This window comes from Leptolyngbya sp. FACHB-60, assembly GCF_014695775.1.
Lineage (GTDB): Bacteria > Cyanobacteriota > Cyanobacteriia > Phormidesmidales > Phormidesmidaceae > Nodosilinea.
In genome coordinates, this window is record NZ_JACJOX010000020.1 from 155,662 (window position 1) to 180,960 (window position 25,299).

Here is a 25,299-nt window from a genome sequence, read left to right on the forward strand (position 1 = left end):
GCCATATTTTGGAGTCAGAGAAAGAATCTTCTATTTTTTCCTTTTGGCTCTTTTAGCAGCTAAATGTCTCTGAATAACTACTTTATAGCGGCGATCGCATTTTTCAATCCATGAAAAATTTTGGAAATTAGGCCATTTAGCACTTTGCTATGGACTGCCCTTTGACCTATCCAAAATCATTAACAACAGACGAAATTTGGATCCAAAAGCTGTTGACTTTGCCGCAAAACTAGCAGCTTGTCATTACATCTGAGATAAAGTCAGTTACGTGTTAACTCAACCTAAAGTTTAGGGTAAGCTCTGCCTTGAGTAAGAGGCAATCCTCACAATTTTGTGGACGGCTACCTGCTGTTAGCGAATGTTGAGGTTGTCAGCTTACTCTGCTCGTCAACGCATTGACTAAAACCACAAGTTTCAGCAGCGCGCAAGACTTGCAATATTTCTTCACCTGTGGCTTTTGCGCGATCGCGACATAGATTTCAACATGCTAAACCGCTTCATTAATCTCACTGGGCTTGCCTTATTCGTGGCCTTAATCGTGCCTGCTGCCCAGCAAGCCCGTTCTGGTTATATGCCTACTGCACCCACCTCTGCCCTTGAACCAGGGCTCACGGGTGAAATTTCTTCCCCGGTGCCTCAGGCGACGGTGCCACCCGTTGAGAGCCCTCAGGGGCTGTCCGTTGACGCTGGCTTGGGTGAGGTGGCCTCCCTCAGCTCTCAAACTGCACCAGTACCTCCTCAAAGCAATCAAGCACCGCCCGCTGACGCTAACCTAGCTAACTCAACACTTGCGATCGCTTCACAAGCTCAAGATGTTCGCGTAGAAATTCACCTGCGGCATCACGAAGTCTTGGTCTACCAGGGCGAAACTATAACCAAACGCTACCCCATTGGGGTGGGCCAGTCTGGATGGGAAACGCCTGTAGGCACCTTTCAAGTGCAGCAGATGCGCGAAAACCCTACTTGGATCAGTCCCTTCACCGATGAGCGAATTTCTGGCGGTGATTCCCGCAATCCATTGGGTACGCGGTGGATTGGCTTTTGGACAGACGGTCACAATTGGATCGGGTTTCACGGCACTCGCAACCCAGCAACGGTGGGTAGAAATGCATCGCACGGATGTATCCACATGCACAGAGCTGATCTCGAAGCTCTGTATAGCCAGGTCAAGCTTGGCACCTCAGTCACTGTGAAACAGTAGGCCAACGGTCTGCATAATTGTCACCCTATCCTGGCTGCGCTGATCGAGGCTAAATAGAGACGACATTTTGCCTGTGCTGTATCTCTCAAAAGAGGTACGGCACAGGCAAAATGTTTTTTAGTGGGCGAGCGCTTTTTCTCAGCGAAAATATTGTTAAAAAGTTCCAAACTATTGATAGATAGATTTATCAATAAGCCTCTTTAGCCTTTTAACAAGTGCTCTTAACAGCGCCAAGTTTAAATCAATTTCAAGAGGTAATATATGAACGCTCAAAATCGCCTTGTTTGCGCCTTGACTGGTCTGGCCGGTGCCATATTGACAGGTGCATTGATCGGTATACCCAGTGGGGTTGCTCAGGTCAATGGTGCCGGACAATCTCCCGGTACGACAACGGGTCAGCAACAGCCGTCTGGGACAACTGGCGCAGGTCAGCAGCAGCCGTCTGGGACAACTGGCGCAGGTCAGCAGCAGCCGTCTGGGACAACTGGCGCAGGTCAGCAGCAACCGTCTAGGACAACTGGCGCAGGTCAACAGCAACCAGGAACCGTTCAACAGCAGCAACAGCCGGGAACCGTTCAGCAGCAGCGGCAGCCAGGGACTGTTCAACAGCAACAGCAACCAGGAACCGTTCAGCAGCAACAGCAGCCGGGAACCGTTCAACAGCAGCAGCAACCAGGAACCGTTCAGCAGCAACAGCAGCCGGGAACCGTTCAGCAGCAGCGGCAGCCAGGGACTGTTCAACAGCAACAGCAACCAGGAACCGTTCAGCAGCAACAGCAGCCGGGAACCGTTCAACAGCGTCAACCGGGGACTGTTCAACAGCAGCAACAGCCGGGAACCGTTCAGCAGCAGCGGCAACCGGGGACTGTTCAACAACAGCAGCAGCCGGGAACCGTTCAACAGCAGCAGCAGCAAGACGAGGGTGTGCGTGCCCTGTGGTAACTGTGACGTTTTAGCTCAGCTTCTATCGTGTGGCTGAGCTACGGTGAATGACAATAACAAAATCGGCATTGCTGAGTACGAGTATGAATCAAACATGCGGCCCTCCGTTGGGATATACGTTCGCATGCCTATCTAGATTTATGCCACTATTCAGCAATGCCACAAAGTTTTGGAGTTCCCATTAAAAACGTACACATTCAGCATTGTGATAAGGAGATGTTGCTCCTTATCACAATGCTGAATCCCCATCTCGAAAACTTTTACAGCAAGCGTCGGCTTTATTAGGACCCTCGCACTCCTAGTAGCGTCTCAGTACTGAGCTTTTCAACTATTAGCTTATGTTCTAAGCTGTTGGGTCAACGCAATAATTGATAGCTTACTTAAGCTACTAAGGCACAACTCTAACAGGTGTACCAAGCTCGATACGAGCAAATAAGGCTTCTACATCAGCATTGTGCATTCGAATACAGCCATGAGAAGCCGCTGTCCCAACGGAGGCTGGGTCAGATGTACCATGAAAGCCTACCCAGACATGACCGTCCGTCCAAAATCCAACCCACCGGGTGCCTAATGGATTGCGGGAATCGCCGCCAGGAATTCGCTCATCGGTGAAGGGATGTATCCAGGTGGGATGCTCTTGCATCTGCTGCACTTGAAAAGTACCCACGGGCGTTTCCCATCCAGCTCTGCCAATGCCAATTGGATACTCCTCAATGCGATTGACCCCGTGGTATAGGGTTACCTTACGTTGGCTGAGGCTGATTTCTACCCAAACAATTTCTTCGTTTGCCCTGCTTGAGCCTATGCCAGCCATAGGAGAAGCCGCCAGCATAGAAGACGCTGCTAGGGAAGGTGAGCTTTGGAAATAGGCTGCACCAATGGCATAGGGCGCTAGTCCGATCGCAGTCACTAGCCCAACTAGGTTGATTAACTGATTCCACGTTCTCATTCATGAGCTCCTACTGTTGTCACAGTGTCTAGGCGATCGCCCAGATACTATTGGGACAGCACCACCCACGGCATTTCTAAAAAATCACCGTGATTGATTCGCTGGCTAAAATTCTGCCAATTTCAGGCTAAAAAGAACGTGAATGATTGCCAATGCTCCGTGGGGATGAAGTTTTCAACCAGGAGGGCGTTGTTTAGGGGGGATGTCCAAAACTACTTAGATATCGTTGAAAGAGTCACCGTGAGGTATGGGGACTGGAAGCGCATCTCCTGCATTAATTACAGCAGCTGTGTTTGCTAGCCGCAGGCGGCACGTCGTTGGCCGGGTTTTGGTCAAAGAAGTTCAGCGGCTTGAGCATAAAGCCAATGTAGGCCACGGGCATGATCGGCCAGTCTTCGGCGCGGGGCACGTGGCTGTGGGCAAAGGTGTGCCACACCACCAGGTCGGTGTTGGCCACGGGGCGATTGCCCGCTGTCCACTTGGGCAAACCCTCACCACCGGGGCTTTGGTTGGGGTAGTCGCCCGCCGGGAATCTCTCGTCGGAGCTATAGGGCGTGACCCACAGGTGCTTAGTCATGTAGGTGGCGCGCTTCATGACGCTGGCGTTGGGGCTGGCCAGGGGCAGGGTATTCTCACCGGGAATCAGCTTGTAGGCCGTGGGGTAGCCCATGGCGTTGGTTTCTGTCGGGTTTACGATTTTCCAGTAGCGGCCCTTCATGGGGTCGATCAGGCGCTGGGCGGCGAGTTCGGTGTCGAGCAGCGTCGATTTGGCGTAGAAGGCATTGCCATAGGGGTTGAGTTCGTCCTCTTCAGGCTCAATATCCACTTCGTAAACAGAATTTTGCAGGCCATCCACACACATGTCGAGCCGCACGTTAAAGATGTGCTGGTGCACCGGGGCGTAGAGCTGGGGGGCGACCAGAGTGCCATACTTGGGCACCTCGCCGGGGGGGAATGCCGCCGTGCTGATCATGCCCGTCAGCTTGACCTCGTACTGAATGCTGCCATCTTGGTAGAAGTACCAGTAGAAGCCGTACTCATAGTTGCCTACGGTGGCGATGAAGGAGACGACTAACCGGCGCGACCTGCGCACCTCGGTCTCTTCCGTCCGCCAGTCCACGTGCTTCCAGAGAATGCCAAAGTCTTCTTCGTGCAGGCAGACAGCATTTTTGATCTGGGCTACCTCGCCGCGCGAGTTGGTCATGAAGGCGTCGAAGTAGTAGATTTCGCCCAGGCAGTCGCAGCCCAAAGTCAAAGAATTCGCCAGTGAGCCAATGCCGTATTCGCCCACGTCGAAGGCGTTTTTGCGGTAGTGGTGGGGCTGGGGGTCACCGTAGGGCACGGTCATTTCGGCCAGCGAGGCGCGATAGAGAATGGGCCGCTCTTCGCCACCGTCGGTGTAGTTGACGGTGTAGAGCACCAGCCCTTCACGGGGGGTAAAGCCGATGCGCATTTTCCACTTTTGCCAGTGAATTTCGTGACCGCTAACCGAGAAGCTGGGGCCTTCAGGCTGCACAATTTCGAGCGGCTTGAGGTCGGTGCGAAAGGCTTTGACGTACTCCTGGGAGTAGTTGGCCGACTGGGGCGGCAGGGGCACCACGCCATGGTCTTCGACCCGGATCACCTCCATTTTGTTGAGGTCAACGACGGGAATGACGCCTTCGATGGGGCGGGCGTAGCCGTTGTCGGTGGGGTTGGCCCGCACCCAGCAGAGGGCGCGGGAGAGGCGCACACCGTCTTCATCCTCAAGGCCATAGTGGCCTGCTGACCAAGGGTCAACCATCACCAAGCTGGGGTCGGTGATGCCACGTTTGGCGATCGCCTCAATAAACTCCGGGCAGGCTTTGACCGCATTCTCACACTCAATAAACTCATCCAGCATGATCGGCGGCTGCACGTCGGGGACGTGTTTCCAGGAGGTGACGGTGCCCTCGGTGAGAGACACGATCGCCTCATAGGTCTGGGCCGTGGCATTGTCGAGCAGGATGGCAAAGGCTTCCCGCACAATGTCATCCCCCGGCTTAAAGCCCATTACCGTTTCTTTCGCCGGTTCGTTGAGGGTGACGGTGGCAAAGCGGGTCGTCGCACCTAAGGATTTTTGCTCGCGCAGAATGGCGACAGCGGCGGCAATTTCTTCGGGTGTTAGTGGTTCTAGGGGGTGGGCAACAGCGATCGCAGTGGGACGTTCTTGGGCGATAGTCATGGGATATGGCTCCTGAGGAGTAGTTGGGAGAGGGGGAGGGGAAATTTTGAGTTTTGAGTTTTGAATTGGGCCTGCGGCCTAAGGATTCTGTAGGGTGGGCATTGCCCACCATTGCTCTGGGCTACAAATCGTTTAACGCCTGGGCATTGTTCTCGACGGGACAGCTGATCAGAGGCGATCGCGGCTTTTTGGCCAACACTCTGGGGGTTTTGGGCCGGGATGAGTGGTGGGCGGTGCCCACCCTACGCGGCGGCGACGGGAACAGGCACTTCCTCCTCTAAATCAGCCAGCAGCGACTCGGCGAGCCTGCGCTTTTCGTCGGGGTCGAGCTTCTTCAGCTCGTTGTGCAGCACGCGCTCGTTCACCGACTGGTTCCAGTAGTCGAGCGAGTCGAAGCCCAGCAGGGCCGCTTTGCCGACGAACTGGCGTAGCACCTCGTTGGTTGGCCCCATCACCCAGCCCGCTTTGCCATCACGCAGGTAGCGCTCGATTTCCATGTCTTTCTTAAAGCCGGAGCCACCGCAGGCGTGGAGCATTTTGTCGCAGACATGGGCCACATTCTTGGCCGCCTCAAACTTGATTTGCCAGTACCAGTGCAGATAGGCCGAGCGCGGCAGGGCGCTGGTATCGGCGTGGATGGCCCAATCGCAGCCGTTGGTGAGCTGATCCATCAATTGCCCCATGGAAAAGGTGAACATGCGGCAGGCGCTGGTGTCGATAATCGCCTCACCAAAGTAGTCCTGAATTGTTGGGTAATCCGCGACGCGTATGCCCACATCGACGTGCTTTTTGCGGGTGACGTGGGCCTTGGCAATGTCGATCGCTCCCAAGGCAATCCCATTCCAGCAGGCCGACGAGCAGAGCAAAAAGAACGGATCAACGATTTCGTCGTTAGAGGTGCTGCCATCGCCCTCGGGGCCAACCATGCGATCGCGCGGCACGGTCACCCCATCCACCAGCAGGGTGCCAGACTGGTTGCCGCGTAGGCCCAAGGCATCCCACTTGTGGGGCTCAGCCTGCACCTCGTCGGCATAGATCAAAAAGCATGACAGATCGGCATAGTTGCCGTCGAAGTGGGGGCTGGTGGTCTGCACAATGTACCAGTCGGCAAACCCCGCTGAGGTCGTCCACGACGCCTTTTTGTTCACCTGCCAGCCATCAGGAGTCGCCGTGGCCCTGGAAGACACAGGGTACCAGAAGTGCGAGCCAGTCTCGGGGTCAGAGTAGGACAGGGTGCCGATTAGCACCTCGCTATCGAGCCGCTTCAGCAAGCTTTGCAGTTCTGGGCTGTTGTGAGCGCGAAATAGGGCTGCTGCCACCGCCCCCAGGTGCATGGTGTAGCACATCGCCGTGCTGGGGCAGCCGTAGCGGGCGATGGTTTCGACCACCATGGCGGCGCAGATGTGGTTTTCACCCAGGCCACCCCATTCTTTAGGCACAAACAGGCTGAGCAACCCCAGGGATGCCAGCGCCTCGAAGTTTTTGCGCGGGTAGATCAAGTTGCGATCGGAGGCGATCGCATTGGGTCGCAGCACCGCCGCGCACAGCTCGATCAGTTTGGCCTGGAGCGCTTGCTGCTCGGGGGTGAGCAACCACTGGGGGTCAAAGTCTTCAGTTAAACCGGTGAAAGGCATTCCGTTCCAGGTTTTGGTAGACATGGGGGGTGGATGGGTGGGGGGTGGACGGGTAGGGAAGGTAGGGAAGTTTTGAGTGTTGAATTTATGCCGGATAGCAAGAACTCAAAATTCAAAACTAAGAACTTAAAACTCTCAACCAATCAAGCGATCGCCATTGCGCCCTGCCCCAGCGGGTCTTCGCAATAGTCCACCAGGTGGGGGCTGCGGTAGCCGTCGTTGCGCCAGAGAATGGGGAAAAAGCTCTCATCCATTTCGGTTTCGCCGACGCGCTTGTAGCGGCCGTAGATGTAGCCCTGGGGGTTGGTGGGGTGAAACTGGGCCGAGGCGGGGATGGTGTGCAGACCAATGCTGCGGAACATGCCCTCGGTGCGGGTGGTGGGGCCGAGGCCGTGCCAGGTGCGTCCGTGGTGGAAGGCGCAGCCGCCAGCGGGCACATCGACGACAACCAGCTCCGGTTCAGGAACGCCAGCGTTTTCGGCGGCTTGTAGCATGGCCCAGCGATAGTCTTTGGTCGGGGCGTGGAACTCGCCCGCAACGCTGGAGAGTGGCCACTTGTGGGAGCCTTTGGCGTAGACTAGGGTGCCATCGGCGGCGGTGGCCCGATCCAGCGCCACCCAGCAGGTCATCATGGCAGCGGGTTCGAGATAGTCAATGTAGGCACCGTCTTGGTGCATGGCGATCGCCTGGGCCCCGGGCGGCTTCATCCACAGGCTGTCTTGGCCAATGCGGGCCCCCTCCCACCCAGCCAGCGTGGCGCTGAGGCGGCCAATTTCTGAGGAGAGCACCAGGCTGGCGATGGTGCAATCGCACTTCCAGCCGTTGCAGATCTCGCGGGTAATGTCGGGTAGGCTCATGCGCGGTCGCCAATGCCACTCATCGGGGTAAATGCCCGTTTCAAAATCGCCGTGAAACATGGGTTCTAAACGATTAGCTAGGCGTTCGGCAAAGTCTGCGGGCAGAAAGTTTTCCAGAATCAAAAAGCCGTCATTCTGGAACTGCTGAATTTGGGCAGGGGTGAGCTGAATGGGTTGATAGTCCATTGCAAACAGAGTCTCTGGGTGCAGGAAACACAGGGAGCGGGGCAAGTCTGGTCTACAGAAAATTGTCGATGGTGGGCCATGCCCACCCTACGGGGGCGATCGCAAAGTATGGGTAGGTTGGGTGAAACCCAACGCAGGGTTTAGCTCTGTTGGGTTTCACCCAATCTACTGGGCCGAATTTGACTCGACTTAGTTGACAAATCTGGGGGGTGCCCTATGTACTTGTCATAATAAGTTCTCCCCCCAAAGATTATGTGTCCCCCGTTACCCGCAACCGAATCTCTCACCAGCCTCACCGTTGAGCCGGGCGTTTTGCACATTGCCGCCAGCGACTTTGACGCCCGCCCTATGAGCTTTCTCACCGCTGATGGGCAGCGCACCGGCTACGAGCCTGAGCTAGCCCGCCACCTCTGCCACCAGCTCGGGCTGACCCCCGTGTGGCACAACCTGCCTATGTTTGAGTTTTATACCTGCCTGGCTACCGGGAAATACGATGTGGTGTGGTTTAACCAAGCCATTACCCCCGATCGCCAGCAGATAGTCGATTTTACTCAGCCCTATGGCCTGTTCGATGAAGCGGTGTTAGTCAAACAAGGCAGCGGTATTGCCGCTGTTGCAGACCTGTCTGGCAAGCGGGTAGGAGGACTGGCCGACAGCACCAACATTGCCCTGGTTGAGGGTTTCCCCGGCGCGATCGCGGTGCCCTACCCCGGTAGCGACCAGGTGCTGCCTGAAATGCTGGCGGCCCTCCGTGCTGGAGAGATCGACGCGCTGATTGACGATGAACTGGTTTTGGTCGTGGCGGCTGAGGAGGATGCCTCGCTGAAGCTTGCCTTTACGCTGCCAACGCGGGTGCCCTTTGCGATCGCCACGGCCAAATCCACCCCCACCCTAACGGCGACGCTCAATGGGGCGATCTCAGCTGCCCTAGCCGACGGCACCATGGCCAAACTCTGGGCTGAATGGATTCCCTGGAAGCCGTTTCCCTGGGCGTAATCTGGACAAAATCACGGACTTACAGAACCGTCCCATCGCGATCGCCACCCATCCCCGCCTCCTACTCCAACGACTCTCGATACCGCGCCAGCAGCGGCTGCAAGAAGTCGTAGCCATCGACGCCAATCACGGCGAGAAACTGGCGACGGTGGTCGGCGAGAATGCCCTCAAAGGTCTCTGGCCCCAGTTGCCCGTAAAGAATGCTGAGCAGGGCAGCGGGCTGCCGCCATTCGGGGGAGTCGATCTGGTGGTGCAGATACATACCGAGGCAGCCGGTGAGCACCGCTTGTTCGAGGTTGCCGTCGCCCTGGTAGGCGGCAGCGAGGTTGGCAAAATTGGAGGCCATTAGAAAGCGATCGCCGATCGCCTGCGCCACCTGTAGCCCCTGCTGGAGGGACTCGATCGCATCCCGATATTGCCCGAGCTTGAGCTGGGCAATGCCGAGGCTATTGGCGCAGAGGGCCTGGCTGGGGCGATCGCCTACCTGCTCCGATAGCGCCAGCCCTTGCTCCAGATAGCTGAGCACGGTTTCGTACTGTTCGGCCTCCAGCAGTTGGGACTGGCCCTGGGCGACTTGGCTATAGCCCACGTTGGCCAAAGCGTTGGCCTGACCAATGCGATCACCGCTCTGGCGAGCTAAAATCAGCGCCCGCTGGCTGTGGCCTTGGGCCGCCTCAAAGTCTTGCTGGGCCACTGAGGTGCGGCTGAGATGGTTGAGGTTGGCAATTTCACAGGGCACATCCTGGGCCTCGCGGGCCACCTCTAAAGCCTGCTGGTGAAAGCGTTGGGCCTGGCTGTAGTTGCCCAACGCCCGCTGCGAATAGCCCAGCAGGGTGAGAATGCGGGCTTTCACCGCTGTGTTGGGCACCGCTTGCAGGGGCTGATCCAGGTACTCTAGCAGGGCGCGAAGGGGCTCTCCAGACAGGGCGGTAAACAGGCCGCCATAGAGCGGAAAATAGCTTTGGTTGGCAAACTGCCGCAGCCCCTGAAGCGCCAGCTGAAACGAACCCATCGACAGAATGCGCTGACCCTGCTGGCCCAAGCGGTCAGAGATCTGCCCCCAGACCACGGCAAAGGTGAGAAAAGTGGCAATCGATAGCCGCTTGCCCGATTGAGGGTCATAGGGCTGGCGATCGAACCAGTTCACCAGGGCCAGCTGAAGGCGCTGCAAAACCACCCCCCAAGCAACCCAGTCGGCCACGGCTAAGGGAGCCGTCACGCCAGCGGCAGTGACCGTCTGATGCTGAGCCAGGTCAACAAACAGGCGTTTCAGCGCTGGGTTGCCCACAATTTTGCCCCAGTGCTGCCACGGGCCAGACTGGTCGCCAGGCTCGCTAAAGCCTAGCTGCTGACCCTGAGCATAGATCCACCCCACCACGTCGCCTTCGAGTTGCTGCCAGGCGGTCAGTCCCTGGTCTAACCCGTCAGCTAAGGTGGCCAGGGCCGGGGCAGTCTCGGTAGCCTGTGCCGATTCGGACGGCACAGGAGCCTGCTTGAGCGCCCGCACTAGCTGCACCAACTGTTCCCGAGAGAGGGGCTGTTCGCGGTTAGGGTCAAGGGCGGCGAGGAGCTGAGACAGCCGCTCTTCGGGCGGCGCATTGAGAATTTCAGCTTCTATGCTGGTGAGCACCGCTGTGGCCTGGTTGTCGGCCTGCCAGCGCTCCCATTCGCCCTGGATGGTGCGGAGGGCACGCTGTTGGCGCAGAGCTTTGGCCTGCTTAAATTCGTCACTGCCGGGGGCTAGGTCGGTCTCTAGGGCGGCCAGGGTAGTGGCCAAGGCCCGCTCAAACAGTTCGCCACTGCCCGGCTCGATGCCCGCTTGCAGCATGCGGTAGACCTGCTGTTTCGACTGAATTTTGCCCTTGAGGGTAGCGGCTACTATGTCATCAATGAGTGTCTGGTACGGTTGAGCCATCGATCGCTATGCCGTTCAAAACTGCGGAGGAGCCGTTGCCCCAAGTGTGCCACAGATTTTTCTGAGATTCAGCCCGATAGCGGCAGACGGTTGGAGGTCAAAGCCCGACGAAATCCTCGGGTGAGGTAGCCTGGGAAGAACGCGTTTCCCTTTATCTATGGGCCCTTTATCTAGGGGCGGGGTGCCCTGGAGCACTACCCACGCCGGGGTGCATCGGCTGCTCAAAGTTCGTCCGCTGTTGCCTCGGGGGGCGACAGGGTTATTGACGGTATCGGGTGGGCAAGATTCGGTGTGCCTGCTCAAGCTGCTGGTCGATCTGCGGCCCAAGTGGGGCTGGCAACTGCGGGCAGTGCACTGCGACCACCGCTGGCGACCCGACTCGGCGGCCAACGCCGATTTTGTGCGACAGCTGTGTGAAGGTTGGGACATCCCCTGTGAAGTGGTCACCGCCGATGCCAACTACCCCACCGAAGCCAAGGCTCGGCAGTGGCGCTACCGAGTATTTGAAGAGTTAGCTAGTCAAGAACGCTGTACCCACGTGGCGACGGGGCACACGGCGAGCGATCGCACTGAAACCCTGCTCTACAACCTGCTGCGGGGCAGCGGCACCGATGGCCTTCAGGCCCTGGCCTGGCAGCGGCCCCTTTCCAAAGACAGCCCCATTGCCGTAGTGCGACCTCTGCTGGGGCTGACTCGTCAGCAGACCGGGGAGTTTTGCCGCCAGTTTGAGCTGCCCATCTGGCCAGATGCCACCAACCAGGACACCGGCTACGCCCGCAACCGCATTCGCCTAGAGCTGTTGCCCTACCTGCAAGAGCACTTTAACCCTGGGGTAGACGTGACCCTAGCGCATACAGCTGAGCTGCTCACGGCTGAGGTGGAGTTGCTAGAGGCAATGGCAGGCGAGCTGTATGGGGCATCGGTCTTGCCCCCCGTTGGGGAGGGCGAAGCGTGGAAAATTCAGCGATCGCCCCTCAAGACCGCGCCCCTGGCCCTTCAGCGGCGGGTGCTGCGGCGGGTGCTCCAGCAAGTGACCCCAGCCCAGGTCAGCTTTGAGCATGTGGAGAAACTTATCGCCCTACTCGTCGCCCCCCAGGGCAGCCAGAGTGATCCCTTCCCCGGTGGACTTGTTGCCGTGGTAGACAGCGACTGGCTGGTGCTAAAGCCATCAACGGCGACATGAGGCCGCAGCATGGGATGGTGTAGGTTCTAGAATGGCAGTAGATCTATTAACCCTTGTCCGTGCGGGCTAACCCATGACCTTACCCCCCGCTCTACGCTATCGCTTGGTACGCCTGCAATCTTTGGGGCGATCGCTCAATCGTCCGACGGTATGGGGCGGTCTTGGCCTGCTGGGGTTGCTAGCCGTGGCCGTGCCTCAGTACTCGCGCCACCCCGAGTGGCGCAGTCAATACAACCCAACAGTTGACAGTGCCGCCGTAAACCCCGACACCAACCTGGGCAATTTATCTAGCGACGATTTGGCCGACCTGGCCGAAATTGACAATCTGGCCGTGCTGCTTGACCAGATTCAGCCCACCACGGCTACTGCTTTAGAGGAGGCGGCGCGATCGCCCAATACTGACCCGCTGGCGCTGCCCACCGCTACAGAAGAGCAGCAACCCCCCACTAGCCCCTTCGCCAACTATTTAGAGCGCAGCCGTTTTCGGTTTAGCACCTCGGCTAGCGGGAGCGAAGCCGATTCCCCAAACGCTACTCAATCGCTTGGCCCATCGTCGGCCGATCCTGCGATGCGTTCTGGCGAGGGCGCACAACCCAGTGCGCTGCAACAAGCGCTCAACCAGCGATCCAGCGCCAGTACCGCTCCGCCATCTGAAGTAACGTCCGCAGAGCGCACTCCGGTGACAGAGGCCACCCCTACCGACAATCTAACGCCCTCCCCCTGGATGGTTGAAGGCAGCCTGCCTGGAGTAGACCAGCGGTTTATTCGCACCACCCCACAAATGTCGCCACCGCCGGGCACGACAGGCTACACATTGCCGCCAGCGCTAGCGCCTAGTCCATCAGTAGTAGCTCCAGTGGCCCCAGCAACGCTCAACTTAGACTTTGGGACTCCAACTGCCGCACCGTCTGCGGGGGTAACAGCGCAGCCTCCGACTGGCATCCCCAGCAATACTCCTAGCTCACCTCCTCAGCCAGAGCCTGCCCCCTTCTCAGCCCCAAGGCCACCGGGCGTTTACACCGGCAACGGCTATATCAACACGTTCTCAGACCCAAGCGGGCCAGTAGATTAGGCAAAAATACAACCCTTCTCAATCCTGAATTTGAGCTGATCGGTGTGCGTTTGACCGTCGAAACATATGCCGAGGCCTGCCGGCATGACTCTTCGTTTTCCAAAACAAAAAGAGGATGACTAGGCTTTCTACCTGGTCATCCTCCAAGGATTCTGATAAATGTGGTGGATCTAGTCAGCGCTCGACTCTGGATAGGGGTCGCTCAGCTGCTCAGTCTCGGGGCAATCGTCAGAGACATTGATCTCAACATCGCCTCGGGGGACGGCGGCGAGGCGCTTGGTGACTGCGCCAATGCTCTCTAGGCGCACCATTTCTTCCCAAGAGCAGATCTCGTCTTCTTCCTCAGTTTCGTAGCGAAAGGTGACCAAGTCGCCTTCGATATCCAAAATCTTCGCCCGCTCAATCCAACGCTGTTGATCCCGTAGAAAAATCCACACATCTTGACCATCACAACAGAGTTGATAGATCTTGCGGTGTAGCATAGTCGCGGCTCCTTCACAGGTAACATCAACGCTCATATCGCTTCGCTAACGGAGGGGAGCGTTCACCCAGCTGAAACGAGGTTGGCCTACATCGCTGGCTTTGCCTAGCCCCGTGGTTGTGCCCTCGCTCTAGCTAAATTACGCGTCAGCAGTCTGGGTAGATGACCAGTAGCTACAGGTCGTAGCTCATCCTAATTCTGTACCTTAACATTCCCCGCGTGATTCATTCTTCTCATATCAGTGAAGCGGAGACATGTAGTGTAACAAGCCTACGTTCGCTTGGCCACAACACCCTGAGGGCAAGCGCTATAGTGAGAAACTAGCCCTGTTCTCGTGTCTTGCCCCTATGCTGCTGCACCTCTGCACCTGGCCCGAAGTTGAGGCTTACCTCACTCAGTCGTCAGGCATTATTTTGCCAATTGGCTCTACAGAACAGCACGGCCCCACCGGCCTGATCGGCACCGACGCTATTTGCGCCGAAGTGGTGGCCAAGGGTGTTGGCGAGGCCGCCAATGCTCTGGTTGGCCCCACCATTAATGTGGGTATGGCGCTGCACCACACGGCATTCCCTGGCTCTATGACCCTGCGCCCCAGCACGATGATTGCCGTCATTCAGGACTACCTTACGCCCCTGGTGCGCCACGGCTTTACCCGGTTCTTTTTCGTCAATGGCCACGGCGGCAATATTGCCACGCTGAAGGCGGCTTTTGCCGAAGCCTACACTGCCCTAGCTCATGACCACATTCCCAATGCTGAGCGGGTGCGCTGCAAGACGGCCAACTGGTTTATGGCGCGATCGGTCTACACCCTGGCCAAGGAACTCTATGGTGACCAAGAAGGCTCTCACGCGACGCCTAGCGAGGTGGCTCTGACTCAGTACGCCTATCCCGATTTCATTAAGCAGGCTCTGCTGGAGCCGCAGGTGGCTCCGTCGGGCCATGCGATCTACAGCCCTACGGATTTTCGGCAGCGCTACCCCGATGGCCGCATGGGGTCGAACCCGGCACTGGCCACCCCCGAGCATGGGCAGCAGCTCTATGAGGCAGCGGTGAAAGAACTCACCAGCGACTATCTAGCGTTTTTGGCGGCAGAGTAAACGTCTATACGCCTCTACATGACTGACACCGTCAACTCTTTGAATGGCATCCCTATCCGTCTGCCTGACGAGCGGTGGCAACATATTATTCAACGTCATGCCGATATTGCCGATCGGAAAGACTTGATTCTACGAGCGATCGCAGCACCAGAGCGTTTGCTAGCAGGCAACGAGGGGGCGCTGATGGCTGTTCAAACGCTAGAGCTTGGCAAGTGGCTGGTAGTCATCTATAAAGAAACGCAGCAGGACGGCTTTGTGGTAACCGCGTTCTCAACCCGTAAGGCGAATTCACTCAACCGGAGACAGCAGCTATGGCCATAGCCAACTATCAAGAAGCTCAGAGCTATCTTAAGTTTCTGCCTCTGCTGCATGATTTGCCGAAACAGCCCTTCTTCATCGTTTACGATTCAGAAGCTGACGTACTCTACATTGACTTCAACAATCCGCCTCAATCTGCGGAGGATAGCGAAATCACTGACGACGATATTGTCATTCGTTACAACGATGCTGATGCGATTGTCGGCTTAACCATTCTCAATGCCAGTCAACGCTAGCGCGGCTGATTCATTCAACCGCATTGCTATAACAGCGGCTTGACTTGCCATAACCACTCGACGACATAGCATTGTAGCGGGGTGATATAGCTTATCCACCCGGTGATATGGCATTGCAGGGCAGTGACATAACGATGCAGGGCGATGATATGTCAATACCACTAGATGACATGGCATTGCAGGCGGTGGATCTAGCGAAACCAGCCGTTGCAATGGCATTACCATAGGGGCTAGCCCTGTTTCGGCCCCGGCAATGCCCAGCGACTTTGAGATTCTGCGCAGCATTTACAACGCTTTCGACCCCTTTGAGCCGCTGCTCCCAGGCGACCCGGTGTATGTCAATTGCAGTGCGGTGCGGGGCGAAGAAAATATTTTGGTGGATGTGGGGCGGCAGATTACTTACAGCGATCGCATCACTCACCAGCTCTACACCGGCCATCGGGGCGCAGGCAAATCGACCGAGCTGCTGCGGCTCAAGGAAGCCTTAGAACAAGACGGCTACCGTGTGTCGTCTATTTTGCCGCCGAAGAGGCTGACATTGACCCTGAAGACGCGCAGTATACCGACATTCTGCTGGCCTGCACCCGCAACCTACTGGCAGATTTGCAGGGCGATCAGAAACCGATTCAGCAGTGGTTAAAGTCGCGCAAGACTGAGCTAGTGGATGCCATGCAGAGCGAGGTCGGTTTCGACAGCATTGACGCCGAGGTGCCCTTTAGCAAGCTCACCACCACGCTTAAGGTCAGCCCCACCGCCCGCGCCCAAATTCGCAAAATTGTGGAGCCGCATACGCCCTCGCTGATTGAGGCGCTGAATACGTTTATTAAAGAGGCGATTGCCCAAACGCCCCAGCAAACGACCCACAAGCTGGTGCTTATCGTTGATAGTCTCGACCGTATTCCATCCATTTTGCGAGAAAACGAACCTAGCAACCATGAGCAGATTTTTGTCGATCGCAGCGAACAGCTCAAAATGCTGGATTGCCATATTATCTACACCGTGCCGATTTCGCTGGTGTATTCGGGCCGTGCCCCTGACCTGCGCGACATTTACGATGCCGAAATTCAGGTATTGCCGATGGTGATGGTGCGCGACCAGGCGGGCCAGGTGTGCGAACCGGGGCTAGCCATTATGCGCGAGCTGGTGCGCCAGCGGGTGTTTCACGCCGAGTCGGTGAGCCCTGAGGCTCAACTAGTGGGTGACATCTTTGACGATGGCGAAACTCTCGACCAGCTTTGCCTGATGAGCGGCGGCCACATGCGCAACCTGATGCTGATGGCTCAGGAGGCGATTAAGCAGACGACGGCGCTGCCCATTGGCAAAAAGGCGGTGCGCTTGGCCATTACCAAGGCCCGAAACACCTACCGCAATGCGGTGTACGACAACCAATGGGGGCTACTGGCCAAGGTGTGGCAAACCAAAGAGATTTTGAACGACGAAGCCCACCGCGACCTGCTGTTTAACCGCTGCATTTTGGAGTATCGCTACATTGATGGCGATGGCGAAATTGTCTGCTGGCGGGATGTGCACCCCCTGCTGCGCAGCGTGAAGGAGTTTCAGGCAGCGTTAGATAAACTAGAAACATAGGTAGGGCGGGCACTGCCCACCAACGTCTCGGCAGTGCCATGAATCCTGGGACGCGTCATTGTTATTTGATAGACCGAAGGAACCTTGGCAAAGCTGCATATGTTAATGGTGGGCAGTGCCCACCCTACGCTCTCGACGAAGTAGCGCTCTATGGCAAAACCCGAGCTAACGGAATGGGACGAAGACCTCACGGCATCGCCGGATGAGGAATACGACGCGCTGGTGCGGGCAATTCATTGGGCGAAGGGATTTGGCCTGCTGTTCGTGCAGTGCTCACCTGCCGAGGGAGAGCGGTTGATTGAGCGGGTGCGCGACGACATTACCGACAAAACTATAGATGTGCTGCGCCTAGAGGGCGAAATTGACGACCTCTACGAAACGGTCGCTGCGCTGCCCGAAGTTGATAAGGCCAACGTGCTGTTTATTACTGGGCTAGAGAAGTCGCTGGCGCCCTACATCAAACCGGGCTACGGCAGCGAGGGCGACTACTACGCCAAAGACACCGTGCCAAAGATTCTTGGCAAGCTGAACTTGCAGCGCGAGAAGTTTCGAGAAACGCTAAAGCTGTGCTTTGTGTTTTTAGTGCCGCCCTACGCGATGAAATACTTAATTCGCCGTGCGGCGGATTTCTTCGACTGGCGATCGGGCGTATGGGAGTTTGCAGTACCTCAAGAGCAATTACAGCAGGAAGCAAAACAGCTTCTTCAAGATAATGATGTTAAGAAATGTCTGAGTTTAACTCCCCTTCAGCAACGTGAACGTTTTTGGAAAATTGAAGACATTCTTGCAGAAGCTAGTCAATCCAGCGAAGAGAGTAGCGAACTCCGACGGGAACAAGCAAGGCTATTACATGCCGGTCAAAATTATGAATCAGCTGTCGACTATTGTGAGGCCGCTCTAGCAATTAAACCTGATTACCCTGAAGCATTTTGGAGTAAAGGAAATGCGCTGGGTCGATTAGGCCACTATGAGGAGGCGATCAGTTGCTATGAAACTGCTTTATCAATTAAGTCTGATTACTCCCAAGCGCTTCACAACAAAGGTGCGATGCTAGCAAGATTAGGTCGCCATGAGGAAGCTATCGTCAATTATGATGCAGCTTTAGCAATTAAACCTGACTATAAAAATGCGTTTTACAGCAAAGACGTTGCATTAACATACTTAGCACGCTATGAGGAGATGATAGCCAATTATGAAACGGCCTTAAAATTTTATCTTAATGATCATGAATTGCTCAATAGACAAGGAGCAATGCTGTTTCAATTGAGACGTTACGAGGAAGCGGTTGTCAGCTATGACGCTGCTCTAGTAATAAATCCTAATAACTATGGAATACTCAGTATTAGAGGAATGTTGTTGTCTAATCTAGGTCACTATGAGGCAGCAATCGTCAGCTATGACGCTGCCCTAGCACTCAACCCTAACTTTCATAATGCGTTTTACTATAAAGCGATTGCACTGGATAGCTTGGGCCGCTATGAGGAAGCGATCGCCTGCTATGACGCCGCCTTGGCGATTAAACCCGACGATCACCAAGCGCTCATCAACAAAGGGTATGCACTGGATAACTTGAGCCGCTACGAGGAAGCGCTCGCCTGCTATGACGCCGCCCTAAACATCAAACCCAACAAGTACGAAGTGCTCTACAACAAAGGGGTTGCGCTGCGTAAATTGGGTCGCTATGAGGAAGCGATTGCCTACTATGATGCCGCCCTGGACATCAAACCCTACTTTCACGAAGCGCTCTATAACAAAGGGGTTGTGCTGGATGACTTGGGCCGCTATGAGGAGGCAATCGCCTGCTATGACGCCGCCCTGGACATCAAACCCAACAAGCACAAAGTGCTCTACAACAAAGGGGTTGCGCTGCGTAAATTGGGCCGCTATGAGGAGGCAATTACTTGCCTTGAAGCCGCTTTGGCCGTCAAGCCTGGCTACCAACTAGCGGTAGACAACAAGGAAGAGGCGCTAGAAAAACTGGCGGATGCTTCTCACTAATACAAATTAATAACGCTAATGAAAATCTAGTATTTCTCAGGAATAAATACCCTGGCTATTGAGCTAAACCGCACAATTAGTCGCCACAACCGACGACCTCATTCTCGACATGTACGTCGGCGAAGTGCCTCAACTCAAGGCTTGATATAAAGGCGAAACCATCGACGCACTAATGGCCAACGTTCGAAAAGTCATCGAGATGTGCATCAAAGAACTCAATTGAGCTTCTCTGTGATAAGTCGTAATGCACAGTGGGAATCTTACACATAAGCCCGTGGCGCAAACAACGCGCCGCATCCGCCCAGCTTTCCACTATTCCTAACTCTTAAACAGGAGTGCATTATGCCCATTACTGACACTAGCCGCCGCCTGCGGCCCGCTATTCTCGACAAAGATATCGACTCCCTCCACGGTCTTGGCACGATTCCCACCTACAGCACCGTCCGCGCCGCAGCCACCCCCGACGCATTGCAGCTTGCCCACGCCAAAATGCGCGCCATGCAGCAGACCGAAACCGAAAAGCTCGCGATCGCCAAAGCCGCCACCGACGCCGCCCGCGTCGCCGAGTGGGAATTTCACAACGCCGTGCTGGCTATGAAAGAGTGCGTGCGCGGCCAGTTCGGCTCCGACAGCAACGAAGCCCAGGCGATCGGCCTAAAGAAAAAGTCTGAGCGCAAACGCCCCAAGCGCCAGGCTGCCTAACTATAAATTTCCTCCTGATGCTCGAACGCCCCAGATACCGCTGGGGCGTTTTTTGTGGGCGTCCTCGGGCTACGGCTCCGGCATCTGCCAGTTAGGGTTGACCAAGCTGGTCATTACGTGGTCTTGCCACTGGCCGTCTATAAACAGATAGTCGCGGGCAATGCCTTCAATTTGAAACCCTAGCCGTTTGAGCACGCTGGCGCTGCGGTGGTTGTGGGGCATGTAGTTAGCCATCACCCGGTGCAGATTGAGATTATCAAAGGCATAGGCAATCAACGCTTTGCCAGCCTCGGTCATGTAGCCCTGGCCCTGGTGCTCAGCAGAGAGACCATAGCCCAGGGTGGCCCCCTGAAACGCGCCGCGAATGATGGTGTTGAGGTTGATGGTGCCCATCACCTGGCTCGGCTCAGCGCGAGAAAAGATAAACAGCTTCACCGCCTGACCAGAGTAGAAATCGTTGCGGCGGGCATTCAGCACATTTCGCCAAAAGTCTGGGGTGTAAAAGTCGTCTGGCCGCTGGGGTTCAAAAGGTTGTAGATAGTCACTGTTGTCGTGGTAGTAGCGCAAAATCTCGGCAATGTCGCCGGGTTTGCCGAGCCGCAGCCGCAGCCGTGGGGTGTTGAGCGTGGGCTCTTGAGTGATCATCGCCGCCCATAGTAGTGGCCCACCGAGGTTTGAGCTGAGCAATGGAGCGCCATCCTGCGGTGAGAGGAGCATTGCTATGGTGCCATAGGAGAGGGTAAGGAGGGCGGGGAAGTGGGGCAGATAAGGGAGGTGAGGAAGATGGAGGGCGAGAGAGGGGCGGGGGGCTTTTTCGGTATAGTAGGGGTCTGCAAAATCGAGGATGGAGAGCTATGGCGCGCCTGGCACTGTTGAGCGTATCGGATAAAACCGGGCTGGTAGAGTTAGCCAAAACTTTGGTAGAAGAGTTTGGCTTTGACCTAATCAGCAGCGGCGGTACGGCGAAGGCGATCGCAGCGGCAGGCCTCCCCGTCACCAAAGTCTCTGACTACACCGGCTCGCCAGAAATTCTCGGCGGGCGGGTCAAGACCCTGCACCCCAAGATCCACGGCGGCATTTTGGCGCGGCAAGACCTGGCCGAAGACCAAAAAGATTTGGCCGACAACGGCATTCGCCCGCTGGATCTGGTGGTGGTGAACCTCTACCCCTTTGAGCAGACGATCGCAAAAGACGGCGTCACTATGACCGATGCGATCGAGAATATCGATATTGGTGGGCCAGCCATGCTGCGGGCAGCCGCCAAAAACCACGCCCATCTCACCGTGCTGTGCAGCGCTGAGCAGTATGGGCCATATCTAGACGCGCTGCAAGCTAGCGAAAGCCAAGTGCCCCTAGAGTTTCGGCAAGCCTGCGCGCGGGCAGCGTTTTGGCATACGGCCAGCTACGACCAGGCGATCGCCACTTACCTCACCGCTGCCACCAGCGAGGAAGGTGCGCTGCCCCAGCAGTGGGCGATGACGGGTCGCCAGCAGGCCACTCTGCGCTACGGCGAAAATCCTCACCAGACAGCAGCCTGGTATCGTACCGGCTCTATCCCAACCGGCTGGGCCGGAGCTGAGCAGCTCCAAGGCAAAGAGCTGAGCTACAACAATTTGGTGGATCTGGAAGCAGCGCGGCGGATTATTGCAGAGTTTCCCAGCGATCGCCCCGCCGCCGCCGTGCTCAAGCACACCAACCCCTGCGGTGTGGGGATGGGCGATACGCTAGCTAGCGCCTACCGTCGCGCCTACGATGCCGACGATGTCTCGGCCTTTGGCGGCATTGTGGTGCTCAATCGCCCCATCGATGCCGACACCGCCGAGCAGCTCACGGGCACGTTTTTGGAGTGCATTATGGCTCCGGGGTGCGATCGCGCCGCCCAAGACATTCTGGCCAAAAAGCAAAATCTGCGGGTGCTGGTGCTGGAGGATCTGCTGACTGGGCCAAATCAGGTGGTGAATGCGATCGCGGGTGGATTCCTTCTGCAAGCTCCTGACACCCATCGCGACGACCCCGCTACCTGGCAGATTGTTACGGAAGCCAAGCCCACCGAGGCCGAGCTAGCCGAAATGCTCTTTGCCTGGCGGGTGGTAAAGCATGTGAAATCGAATGCGATCGTGGTGACTCACCAGCAGCAAACCCTCGGCATTGGGGCTGGGCAAATGAACCGCGTCGGCTCCGTCAGCATTGCCCTGGCCCAGGCGGGTGAAAAAGCTCAGGGGGCTGTCTTAGCCAGCGACGGATTCTTTCCCTTTGACGATTCGGTACGCACTGCCGCCGCTGCGGGCATTCGCGCTGTGGTGCAGCCCGGCGGCAGCCGCCGCGACGACGACTCGATCAAAGCGGCCAACGAGTTAGGTCTGGTGATGGCAATGACCGGCGTGCGGCATTTCCTGCACTAAATTCTGGGAGGTGCGGGAGATGGCATTTCTACCGGAGTCTTTTCATGTGCCAGCGGTGGTGGAGACAGCCCGGTTTAGGCTGCGATCGATCACCATCCATGACGCATTCAAAGACTTTGATGCCGTCATGTCGAGTCGCGACCATCTCTGGAACCGCTTTGGTGAGATTTGGGGCTGGCCCCCAGAAGACCTGACGATTGAGCAGAATATTGTCGATCTGGGCTGGCATCAAAAAGAGTTTCAGCTGAAATCTTCCTTTGACTATGCAGTCATGAGCCTCGATGAGGCTCGCCTACTCGGCTGCATCTATATCGACCCGCCACCACAGGCCGACGTGGATGCCGAAGTTTGGTATTGGGCTAGGCAAAGCGAACTGGCCTCAGGCTTAGAAGCTGAAGTGGAAGCCTTTTTGCTGCCTTGGCTACGGGATAACTGGCCATTCAGCACCATCTGTCTCAATGGCACCGCCGTCAAACTTGGTGGGAGCTAGATTCCCCAATCATCCCTACTGATCAAAAGCGAGTTAGTTTTCTGAAATTTCGGATTCAACCGCGGCCCCCTCCGGCACCGGGTCATAACCGCCGGGGTGAAAGGGATGACAGCGGGTAATGCGCCGTGCCGCCAACCAGCTCCCCTTCACCGGCCCAAACCGCTCGATCGCCGTCAGCGCATACTGTGAGCAGGTCGGGTTAAATCGGCAGGTAGGCGGAAACAGCGGCGACAGCAGCCGTCGATAGCCATGAATGAGGAGCAGCAGAACTTGCTTCATAGCTCCATTTTAGCGGGCTGGGTTGCAGGGTTTACGGTGCAGGGTATAAGGCAAAAGCAGGAACCCTATACCAAAAACCTTGAACCTTACACCCTCTAATAATCCAACGTCAGCGTGTTGTAGTCTTGCGGGGCCTGACGGCTGTTGCGCTCGGGCAGATACACGTTGGTGCTGGGGGCAAAATTGAGTCCTTGAGGCTTGGAGGCAGCGGAAGACTGGGTAGGCTGGCGCAGCGTGGTGGCTTTGGCATCTAGCCCTGCGGTTTCCCGCTCAATTTCAGCGAGGCGGTCGCACAACTGCTGACGGCGACCGTCGATGTACTCTAGCTCCTGCTCAAGGCGCGTCTTCTCGACGGTGAGCTTATACATATCTAGATACTGCGCGGCCTCAGTGACCGGGCGCGGCATCGTGCTGATCTTAGGAAAACTTCGGCGGGGGGCGCGTTTGATGCTCATAAGCTATCGGGAGGCTGACCTAGAGTTCACAGCGTTAGCTTGCCCACCCAGCTTGCACAATTCCCAGCGCCCCACGATTTGTAGCAATGGGTCAGGCCTCGGCGAGCACGCGGGCCAGTGCATAGGCCACATCTACACCTACATTGTCGCCTTCCCGATTGGTGGCGGCAGCGATAGTGGTGGGCCTACCCGCTAGGGCCGAAAAGTGAAAGGCTGCGATCGAATAGCCTGGCCCACCACCGTTGTGCCCCGCAACCCGAGCGTAGGGCGATGCGGTATCCACAAACAATCCCAGCCCACAGCCCACATTTTGCAGGGGTGGGTGTGGTCCCAATCTGTGCACCGGCTGAGCCATCTGCTCTACTAGCGTTAGAGCGAGGAGCTCTCCTGTTATTAGGGCGTGCATCATTGTGGCCAGTTCTGCCGCCGTAGACACCACCACCCCATGGGAAACCCAACCGGGATGGTAGCGCTGCGACATATCCTCAAGCTCGTCGCCAAATACCGACGTATAGCCCGGCGTCAGACCCGTGACATCGTCTAGTGAAGCGGCGACGAAAGTTTGCGTCAACCCCAGGGGCGTAAAAAATAGCTCGTCTAAGTAAGCCTGCATAGATTGCCCCGTGACCTTCTCCAGCAACAGCTTGAGCACTAAATAGCCAATATTGGAGTAAGACCAGCCTTGGCCAGGGGCGAACAACAAGCCTTGCCGGGAAGCCACCTCAAAAAAGGCCTCGGGCGGCCAGGGAGCGCCAGGGGTTACTTTTACGGCCTCGTGGTAGGCCGGCAGACCGCCGTAGTCGGGCAATCCACTGCTATGGCTGAGAATCTGGCGCAGGGTAATGGGAGTTTGCACCGGAAAATTTGACCAGTAGTCTTGAATAGGTGCATCTAGGCTCAGGCGTCCTGCTTTGGCCTGCTTCATCACCGTCGCTGCGATGAGAGATTTAGTCACGCTGTAGATATAGAAGCTGGCGTCGGAGGGAAGCGATATCGTCTGGTGCAGGTCTTGATGCCCCATACCCAGAGTGAGCAGGGGCTTGCCTTCTATACAAACGGCGATCGCCGCCCCCGGTATTTGAGCCTGGGTCAGCGTTCGGTCAACCGCCTCCTTAAGCGCCGCTTGAGTGCCTTGCTCCACAGATTAAAGCTCCATAGCTTGACAGACTTCTCGAATGATTTGCCGCAGCCAGAGATTGGCCGCATCGCGATCGCTGAGTTTGCTCCAGGCCATCGAAACCACCCAGTTAGGCACCTCAAGGGGCAGTTCAAAGACTTGTAGAGGATAGTACTGAAGAAAGTGCTGCTCTAAGCACGAGGGAATGGCTGCGATGAGATCAGAGGTAGCGATCGCCGTGGGCAATGCTAGCCAGTAGGGCACCGTAAGTGCAACGCGTCGCTGCAGCCCCTGCTCGGCCAAGATTTGATCAACAATGCCGGTGGCATCCCGCCGCAGCGTAAAGAGCGCGTGGGGAAACGCAACAAACTGCTCTAGGCTAACTTTGCCATTCTCAGAGGCCGGATGACTTAATCGACAGACCCCAAGGAATCGCTCTGCCAGCAGCTTTTCTTCAAGAATATGGCTGGGCAAATTTGCAAAAGTTCCCAGTGCCAAGTCGATAATTTCACTTTCAATCAACTCGATAAATGACTCTTTTTCGACAGTAATCAAGCGCAGATCAATGTGCGGTGCTTGTTGCTTAAGAGCGACTAGCAGTTTTGGCAAAATTAAACTAGCGAAATAGTCAGACGTGGCTAGGGTAAACACCCGTTGCGAACTGGCTGGGGCGAAGGATTGTGGTTCTGCTAGGGTCGCTCGAATGGTATCTAGGGCGGCGGCGACCTGGGGGGCAATTGCATTCGCCTTTGCTGTCGGCCGCATCTCTCGCCCAACCCGCACAAACAGGTCGTCACTAAAGAGCGATCGCAATCTGCCCAGGGCTGCGCTCATTGCGGGCTGCCCCACATGAAGGCGCTGAGCCGCTGCCGTAACACTTTTCTCTGCATATAGCGCCTCAAAAGCCACCAGTAGATTGAGGTCAACAGCACCCAGATTAATCATTCTCGTTGATGGATTGCATCTCTATTATCAATTTGATTTATTTTAATCCTGCCT

Annotated in this window: 26 protein-coding genes; 14 read left to right on the plus strand and 12 right to left on the minus strand. The window is 56.4% G+C overall.

Going from position 1 to position 25,299, the window contains the following annotated elements:
• Nucleotides 1-571 precede the first annotated feature (571 nt).
• Nucleotides 572-1,201 (plus strand): L,D-transpeptidase, encoded by a 630-nt coding sequence (locus H6F57_RS07665; protein WP_190625681.1) that lies wholly within the window; start codon nucleotides 572-574, stop codon nucleotides 1,199-1,201.
• Nucleotides 1,202-1,369: 168 nt separating this feature from the next.
• On the opposite strand, the gene H6F57_RS07670 is transcribed toward H6F57_RS07665, so the two are convergent.
• From H6F57_RS07670 to H6F57_RS07680, 3 genes are all read right to left on the minus strand, one after another.
• A complete protein-coding gene (locus H6F57_RS07670) occupies nucleotides 1,370-2,116 on the minus strand; it encodes a hypothetical protein (RefSeq protein ID WP_190625682.1) in 747 nt (248 codons plus the stop codon).
• A 415-nt stretch (nucleotides 2,117-2,531) separates the two neighbouring features.
• Complete coding sequence (locus H6F57_RS07675; RefSeq protein ID WP_190625683.1) at nucleotides 2,532-3,092, minus strand: L,D-transpeptidase; 561 nt, start codon at nucleotides 3,090-3,092, stop codon at nucleotides 2,532-2,534.
• Nucleotides 3,093-3,366: 274 nt separating this feature from the next.
• Nucleotides 3,367-5,295 (minus strand): primary-amine oxidase, encoded by a 1,929-nt coding sequence (locus tag H6F57_RS07680; RefSeq protein WP_190625684.1) that lies wholly within the window; start codon nucleotides 5,293-5,295, stop codon nucleotides 3,367-3,369.
• 53 nt (nucleotides 5,296-5,348) lie between these two features.
• Between H6F57_RS07680 and H6F57_RS07685 the strand changes: the two genes are divergently transcribed.
• Nucleotides 5,349-5,576 (plus strand): hypothetical protein, encoded by a 228-nt coding sequence (locus H6F57_RS07685; RefSeq protein ID WP_190625685.1) that lies wholly within the window; start codon nucleotides 5,349-5,351, stop codon nucleotides 5,574-5,576.
• Here H6F57_RS07685 and H6F57_RS07690 read toward each other — a convergent pair.
• The gene (locus H6F57_RS07690) at nucleotides 5,538-6,953 is read right to left on the minus strand and encodes an acyl-CoA dehydrogenase family protein (RefSeq protein WP_190625686.1); all 1,416 of its coding nucleotides are present in this window, start codon (nucleotides 6,951-6,953) and stop codon (nucleotides 5,538-5,540) included. The genes H6F57_RS07685 and H6F57_RS07690 overlap by 39 nt on opposite strands.
• Nucleotides 6,954-7,072: 119 nt before the next feature.
• Entirely contained in the window at nucleotides 7,073-7,972 is a 900-nt protein-coding gene (locus H6F57_RS07695) for a phytanoyl-CoA dioxygenase family protein (protein ID WP_190625687.1), read from the minus strand.
• Between the two features lie 252 nt (nucleotides 7,973-8,224).
• On the opposite strand from H6F57_RS07695, the gene H6F57_RS07700 reads away from it, so the two are divergent.
• Complete coding sequence (locus H6F57_RS07700) at nucleotides 8,225-8,968, plus strand: ABC transporter substrate-binding protein (protein WP_190625688.1); 744 nt, start codon at nucleotides 8,225-8,227, stop codon at nucleotides 8,966-8,968.
• Between the two features lie 61 nt (nucleotides 8,969-9,029).
• Here H6F57_RS07700 and H6F57_RS07705 read toward each other — a convergent pair whose 3' ends face one another.
• Entirely contained in the window at nucleotides 9,030-10,883 is a 1,854-nt protein-coding gene (locus tag H6F57_RS07705) for a tetratricopeptide repeat protein (protein WP_190625689.1), read from the minus strand.
• Nucleotides 10,884-11,040: 157 nt separating this feature from the next.
• Here H6F57_RS07705 and tilS point away from each other — a divergent pair, with 157 nt between their 5' ends.
• Nucleotides 11,041-12,066: a tRNA lysidine(34) synthetase TilS gene (gene tilS, locus H6F57_RS07710; RefSeq protein ID WP_190625690.1), complete on the plus strand. Its 1,026-nt coding sequence runs from the start codon at nucleotides 11,041-11,043 to the stop codon at nucleotides 12,064-12,066.
• A 73-nt stretch (nucleotides 12,067-12,139) separates the two neighbouring features.
• Nucleotides 12,140-13,138 carry a hypothetical protein gene (locus H6F57_RS07715; protein WP_190625691.1) on the plus strand — a complete coding sequence of 333 codons (999 nt, stop codon included), beginning with the start codon at nucleotides 12,140-12,142 and terminating at the stop codon, nucleotides 13,136-13,138.
• A 170-nt stretch (nucleotides 13,139-13,308) separates the two neighbouring features.
• Here the strand turns inward: H6F57_RS07715 and H6F57_RS07720 are convergent, their stop codons facing one another.
• Entirely contained in the window at nucleotides 13,309-13,620 is a 312-nt protein-coding gene (locus tag H6F57_RS07720; RefSeq protein WP_190625729.1) for a DUF6679 family protein, read from the minus strand.
• 346 nt (nucleotides 13,621-13,966) lie between these two features.
• On the opposite strand from H6F57_RS07720, the gene H6F57_RS07725 reads away from it, so the two are divergent.
• The 7 genes from H6F57_RS07725 to H6F57_RS07750 all read left to right on the plus strand — a co-directional run bounded on the left by H6F57_RS07725 (nucleotide 13,967) and on the right by H6F57_RS07750 (nucleotide 19,557).
• Nucleotides 13,967-14,716, plus strand: coding sequence for a creatininase family protein (locus H6F57_RS07725; protein ID WP_190625692.1), 750 nt, complete (start codon nucleotides 13,967-13,969; stop codon nucleotides 14,714-14,716).
• An 18-nt stretch (nucleotides 14,717-14,734) separates the two neighbouring features.
• The gene (locus tag H6F57_RS07730; RefSeq protein WP_190625693.1) at nucleotides 14,735-15,037 is read left to right on the plus strand and encodes a hypothetical protein; all 303 of its coding nucleotides are present in this window, start codon (nucleotides 14,735-14,737) and stop codon (nucleotides 15,035-15,037) included.
• Nucleotides 15,028-15,270, plus strand: a complete 243-nt coding sequence (locus H6F57_RS07735) for a DUF2283 domain-containing protein (protein WP_190625694.1) — start codon at nucleotides 15,028-15,030, stop codon at nucleotides 15,268-15,270. The genes H6F57_RS07730 and H6F57_RS07735 overlap by 10 nt, the downstream gene beginning before the upstream one ends.
• A gap of 253 nt (nucleotides 15,271-15,523) precedes the next feature.
• Nucleotides 15,524-15,910 carry a hypothetical protein gene (locus tag H6F57_RS27515; protein WP_242042934.1) on the plus strand — a complete coding sequence of 129 codons (387 nt, stop codon included), beginning with the start codon at nucleotides 15,524-15,526 and terminating at the stop codon, nucleotides 15,908-15,910.
• Nucleotides 15,874-16,857 (plus strand): ATP-binding protein, encoded by a 984-nt coding sequence (locus H6F57_RS07740; RefSeq protein WP_242042935.1) that lies wholly within the window; start codon nucleotides 15,874-15,876, stop codon nucleotides 16,855-16,857. Before H6F57_RS27515 ends, H6F57_RS07740 begins: the two co-directional genes overlap by 37 nt.
• Before the next feature lie 150 nt (nucleotides 16,858-17,007).
• Nucleotides 17,008-18,855: a tetratricopeptide repeat protein gene (locus H6F57_RS07745; protein WP_190625695.1), complete on the plus strand. Its 1,848-nt coding sequence runs from the start codon at nucleotides 17,008-17,010 to the stop codon at nucleotides 18,853-18,855.
• A gap of 342 nt (nucleotides 18,856-19,197) precedes the next feature.
• A complete protein-coding gene (locus H6F57_RS07750) occupies nucleotides 19,198-19,557 on the plus strand; it encodes a hypothetical protein (protein WP_190625696.1) in 360 nt (119 codons plus the stop codon).
• Nucleotides 19,558-19,626: 69 nt separating this feature from the next.
• On the opposite strand, the gene H6F57_RS07755 is transcribed toward H6F57_RS07750, so the two are convergent.
• Complete coding sequence (locus tag H6F57_RS07755; protein ID WP_199294704.1) at nucleotides 19,627-20,274, minus strand: GNAT family N-acetyltransferase; 648 nt, start codon at nucleotides 20,272-20,274, stop codon at nucleotides 19,627-19,629.
• A 137-nt stretch (nucleotides 20,275-20,411) separates the two neighbouring features.
• On the opposite strand from H6F57_RS07755, the gene purH reads away from it, so the two are divergent.
• Both purH and H6F57_RS07765 read left to right on the plus strand, forming a co-directional pair.
• Complete coding sequence (purH, locus tag H6F57_RS07760) at nucleotides 20,412-21,959, plus strand: bifunctional phosphoribosylaminoimidazolecarboxamide formyltransferase/IMP cyclohydrolase (protein WP_190625697.1); 1,548 nt, start codon at nucleotides 20,412-20,414, stop codon at nucleotides 21,957-21,959.
• Nucleotides 21,960-21,978: 19 nt separating this feature from the next.
• Nucleotides 21,979-22,449, plus strand: a complete 471-nt coding sequence (locus H6F57_RS07765; protein ID WP_190625698.1) for a GNAT family N-acetyltransferase — start codon at nucleotides 21,979-21,981, stop codon at nucleotides 22,447-22,449.
• 33 nt (nucleotides 22,450-22,482) lie between these two features.
• Here the strand turns inward: H6F57_RS07765 and yidD are convergent, their stop codons facing one another.
• The 4 genes from yidD to H6F57_RS07785 form a co-directional block, all read right to left on the minus strand.
• Nucleotides 22,483-22,728 (minus strand): membrane protein insertion efficiency factor YidD, encoded by a 246-nt coding sequence (yidD, locus tag H6F57_RS07770; RefSeq protein ID WP_190625699.1) that lies wholly within the window; start codon nucleotides 22,726-22,728, stop codon nucleotides 22,483-22,485.
• Between the two features lie 95 nt (nucleotides 22,729-22,823).
• Entirely contained in the window at nucleotides 22,824-23,135 is a 312-nt protein-coding gene (locus tag H6F57_RS07775; RefSeq protein ID WP_190625700.1) for a gas vesicle protein, read from the minus strand.
• 139 nt (nucleotides 23,136-23,274) lie between these two features.
• A complete protein-coding gene (locus H6F57_RS07780; protein ID WP_190625701.1) occupies nucleotides 23,275-24,324 on the minus strand; it encodes a serine hydrolase domain-containing protein in 1,050 nt (349 codons plus the stop codon).
• Between the two features lie 3 nt (nucleotides 24,325-24,327).
• The gene (locus H6F57_RS07785) at nucleotides 24,328-25,245 is read right to left on the minus strand and encodes a LysR family transcriptional regulator (protein ID WP_190625702.1); all 918 of its coding nucleotides are present in this window, start codon (nucleotides 25,243-25,245) and stop codon (nucleotides 24,328-24,330) included.
• Between the last annotated feature and the right edge of the window lie 54 nt (nucleotides 25,246-25,299).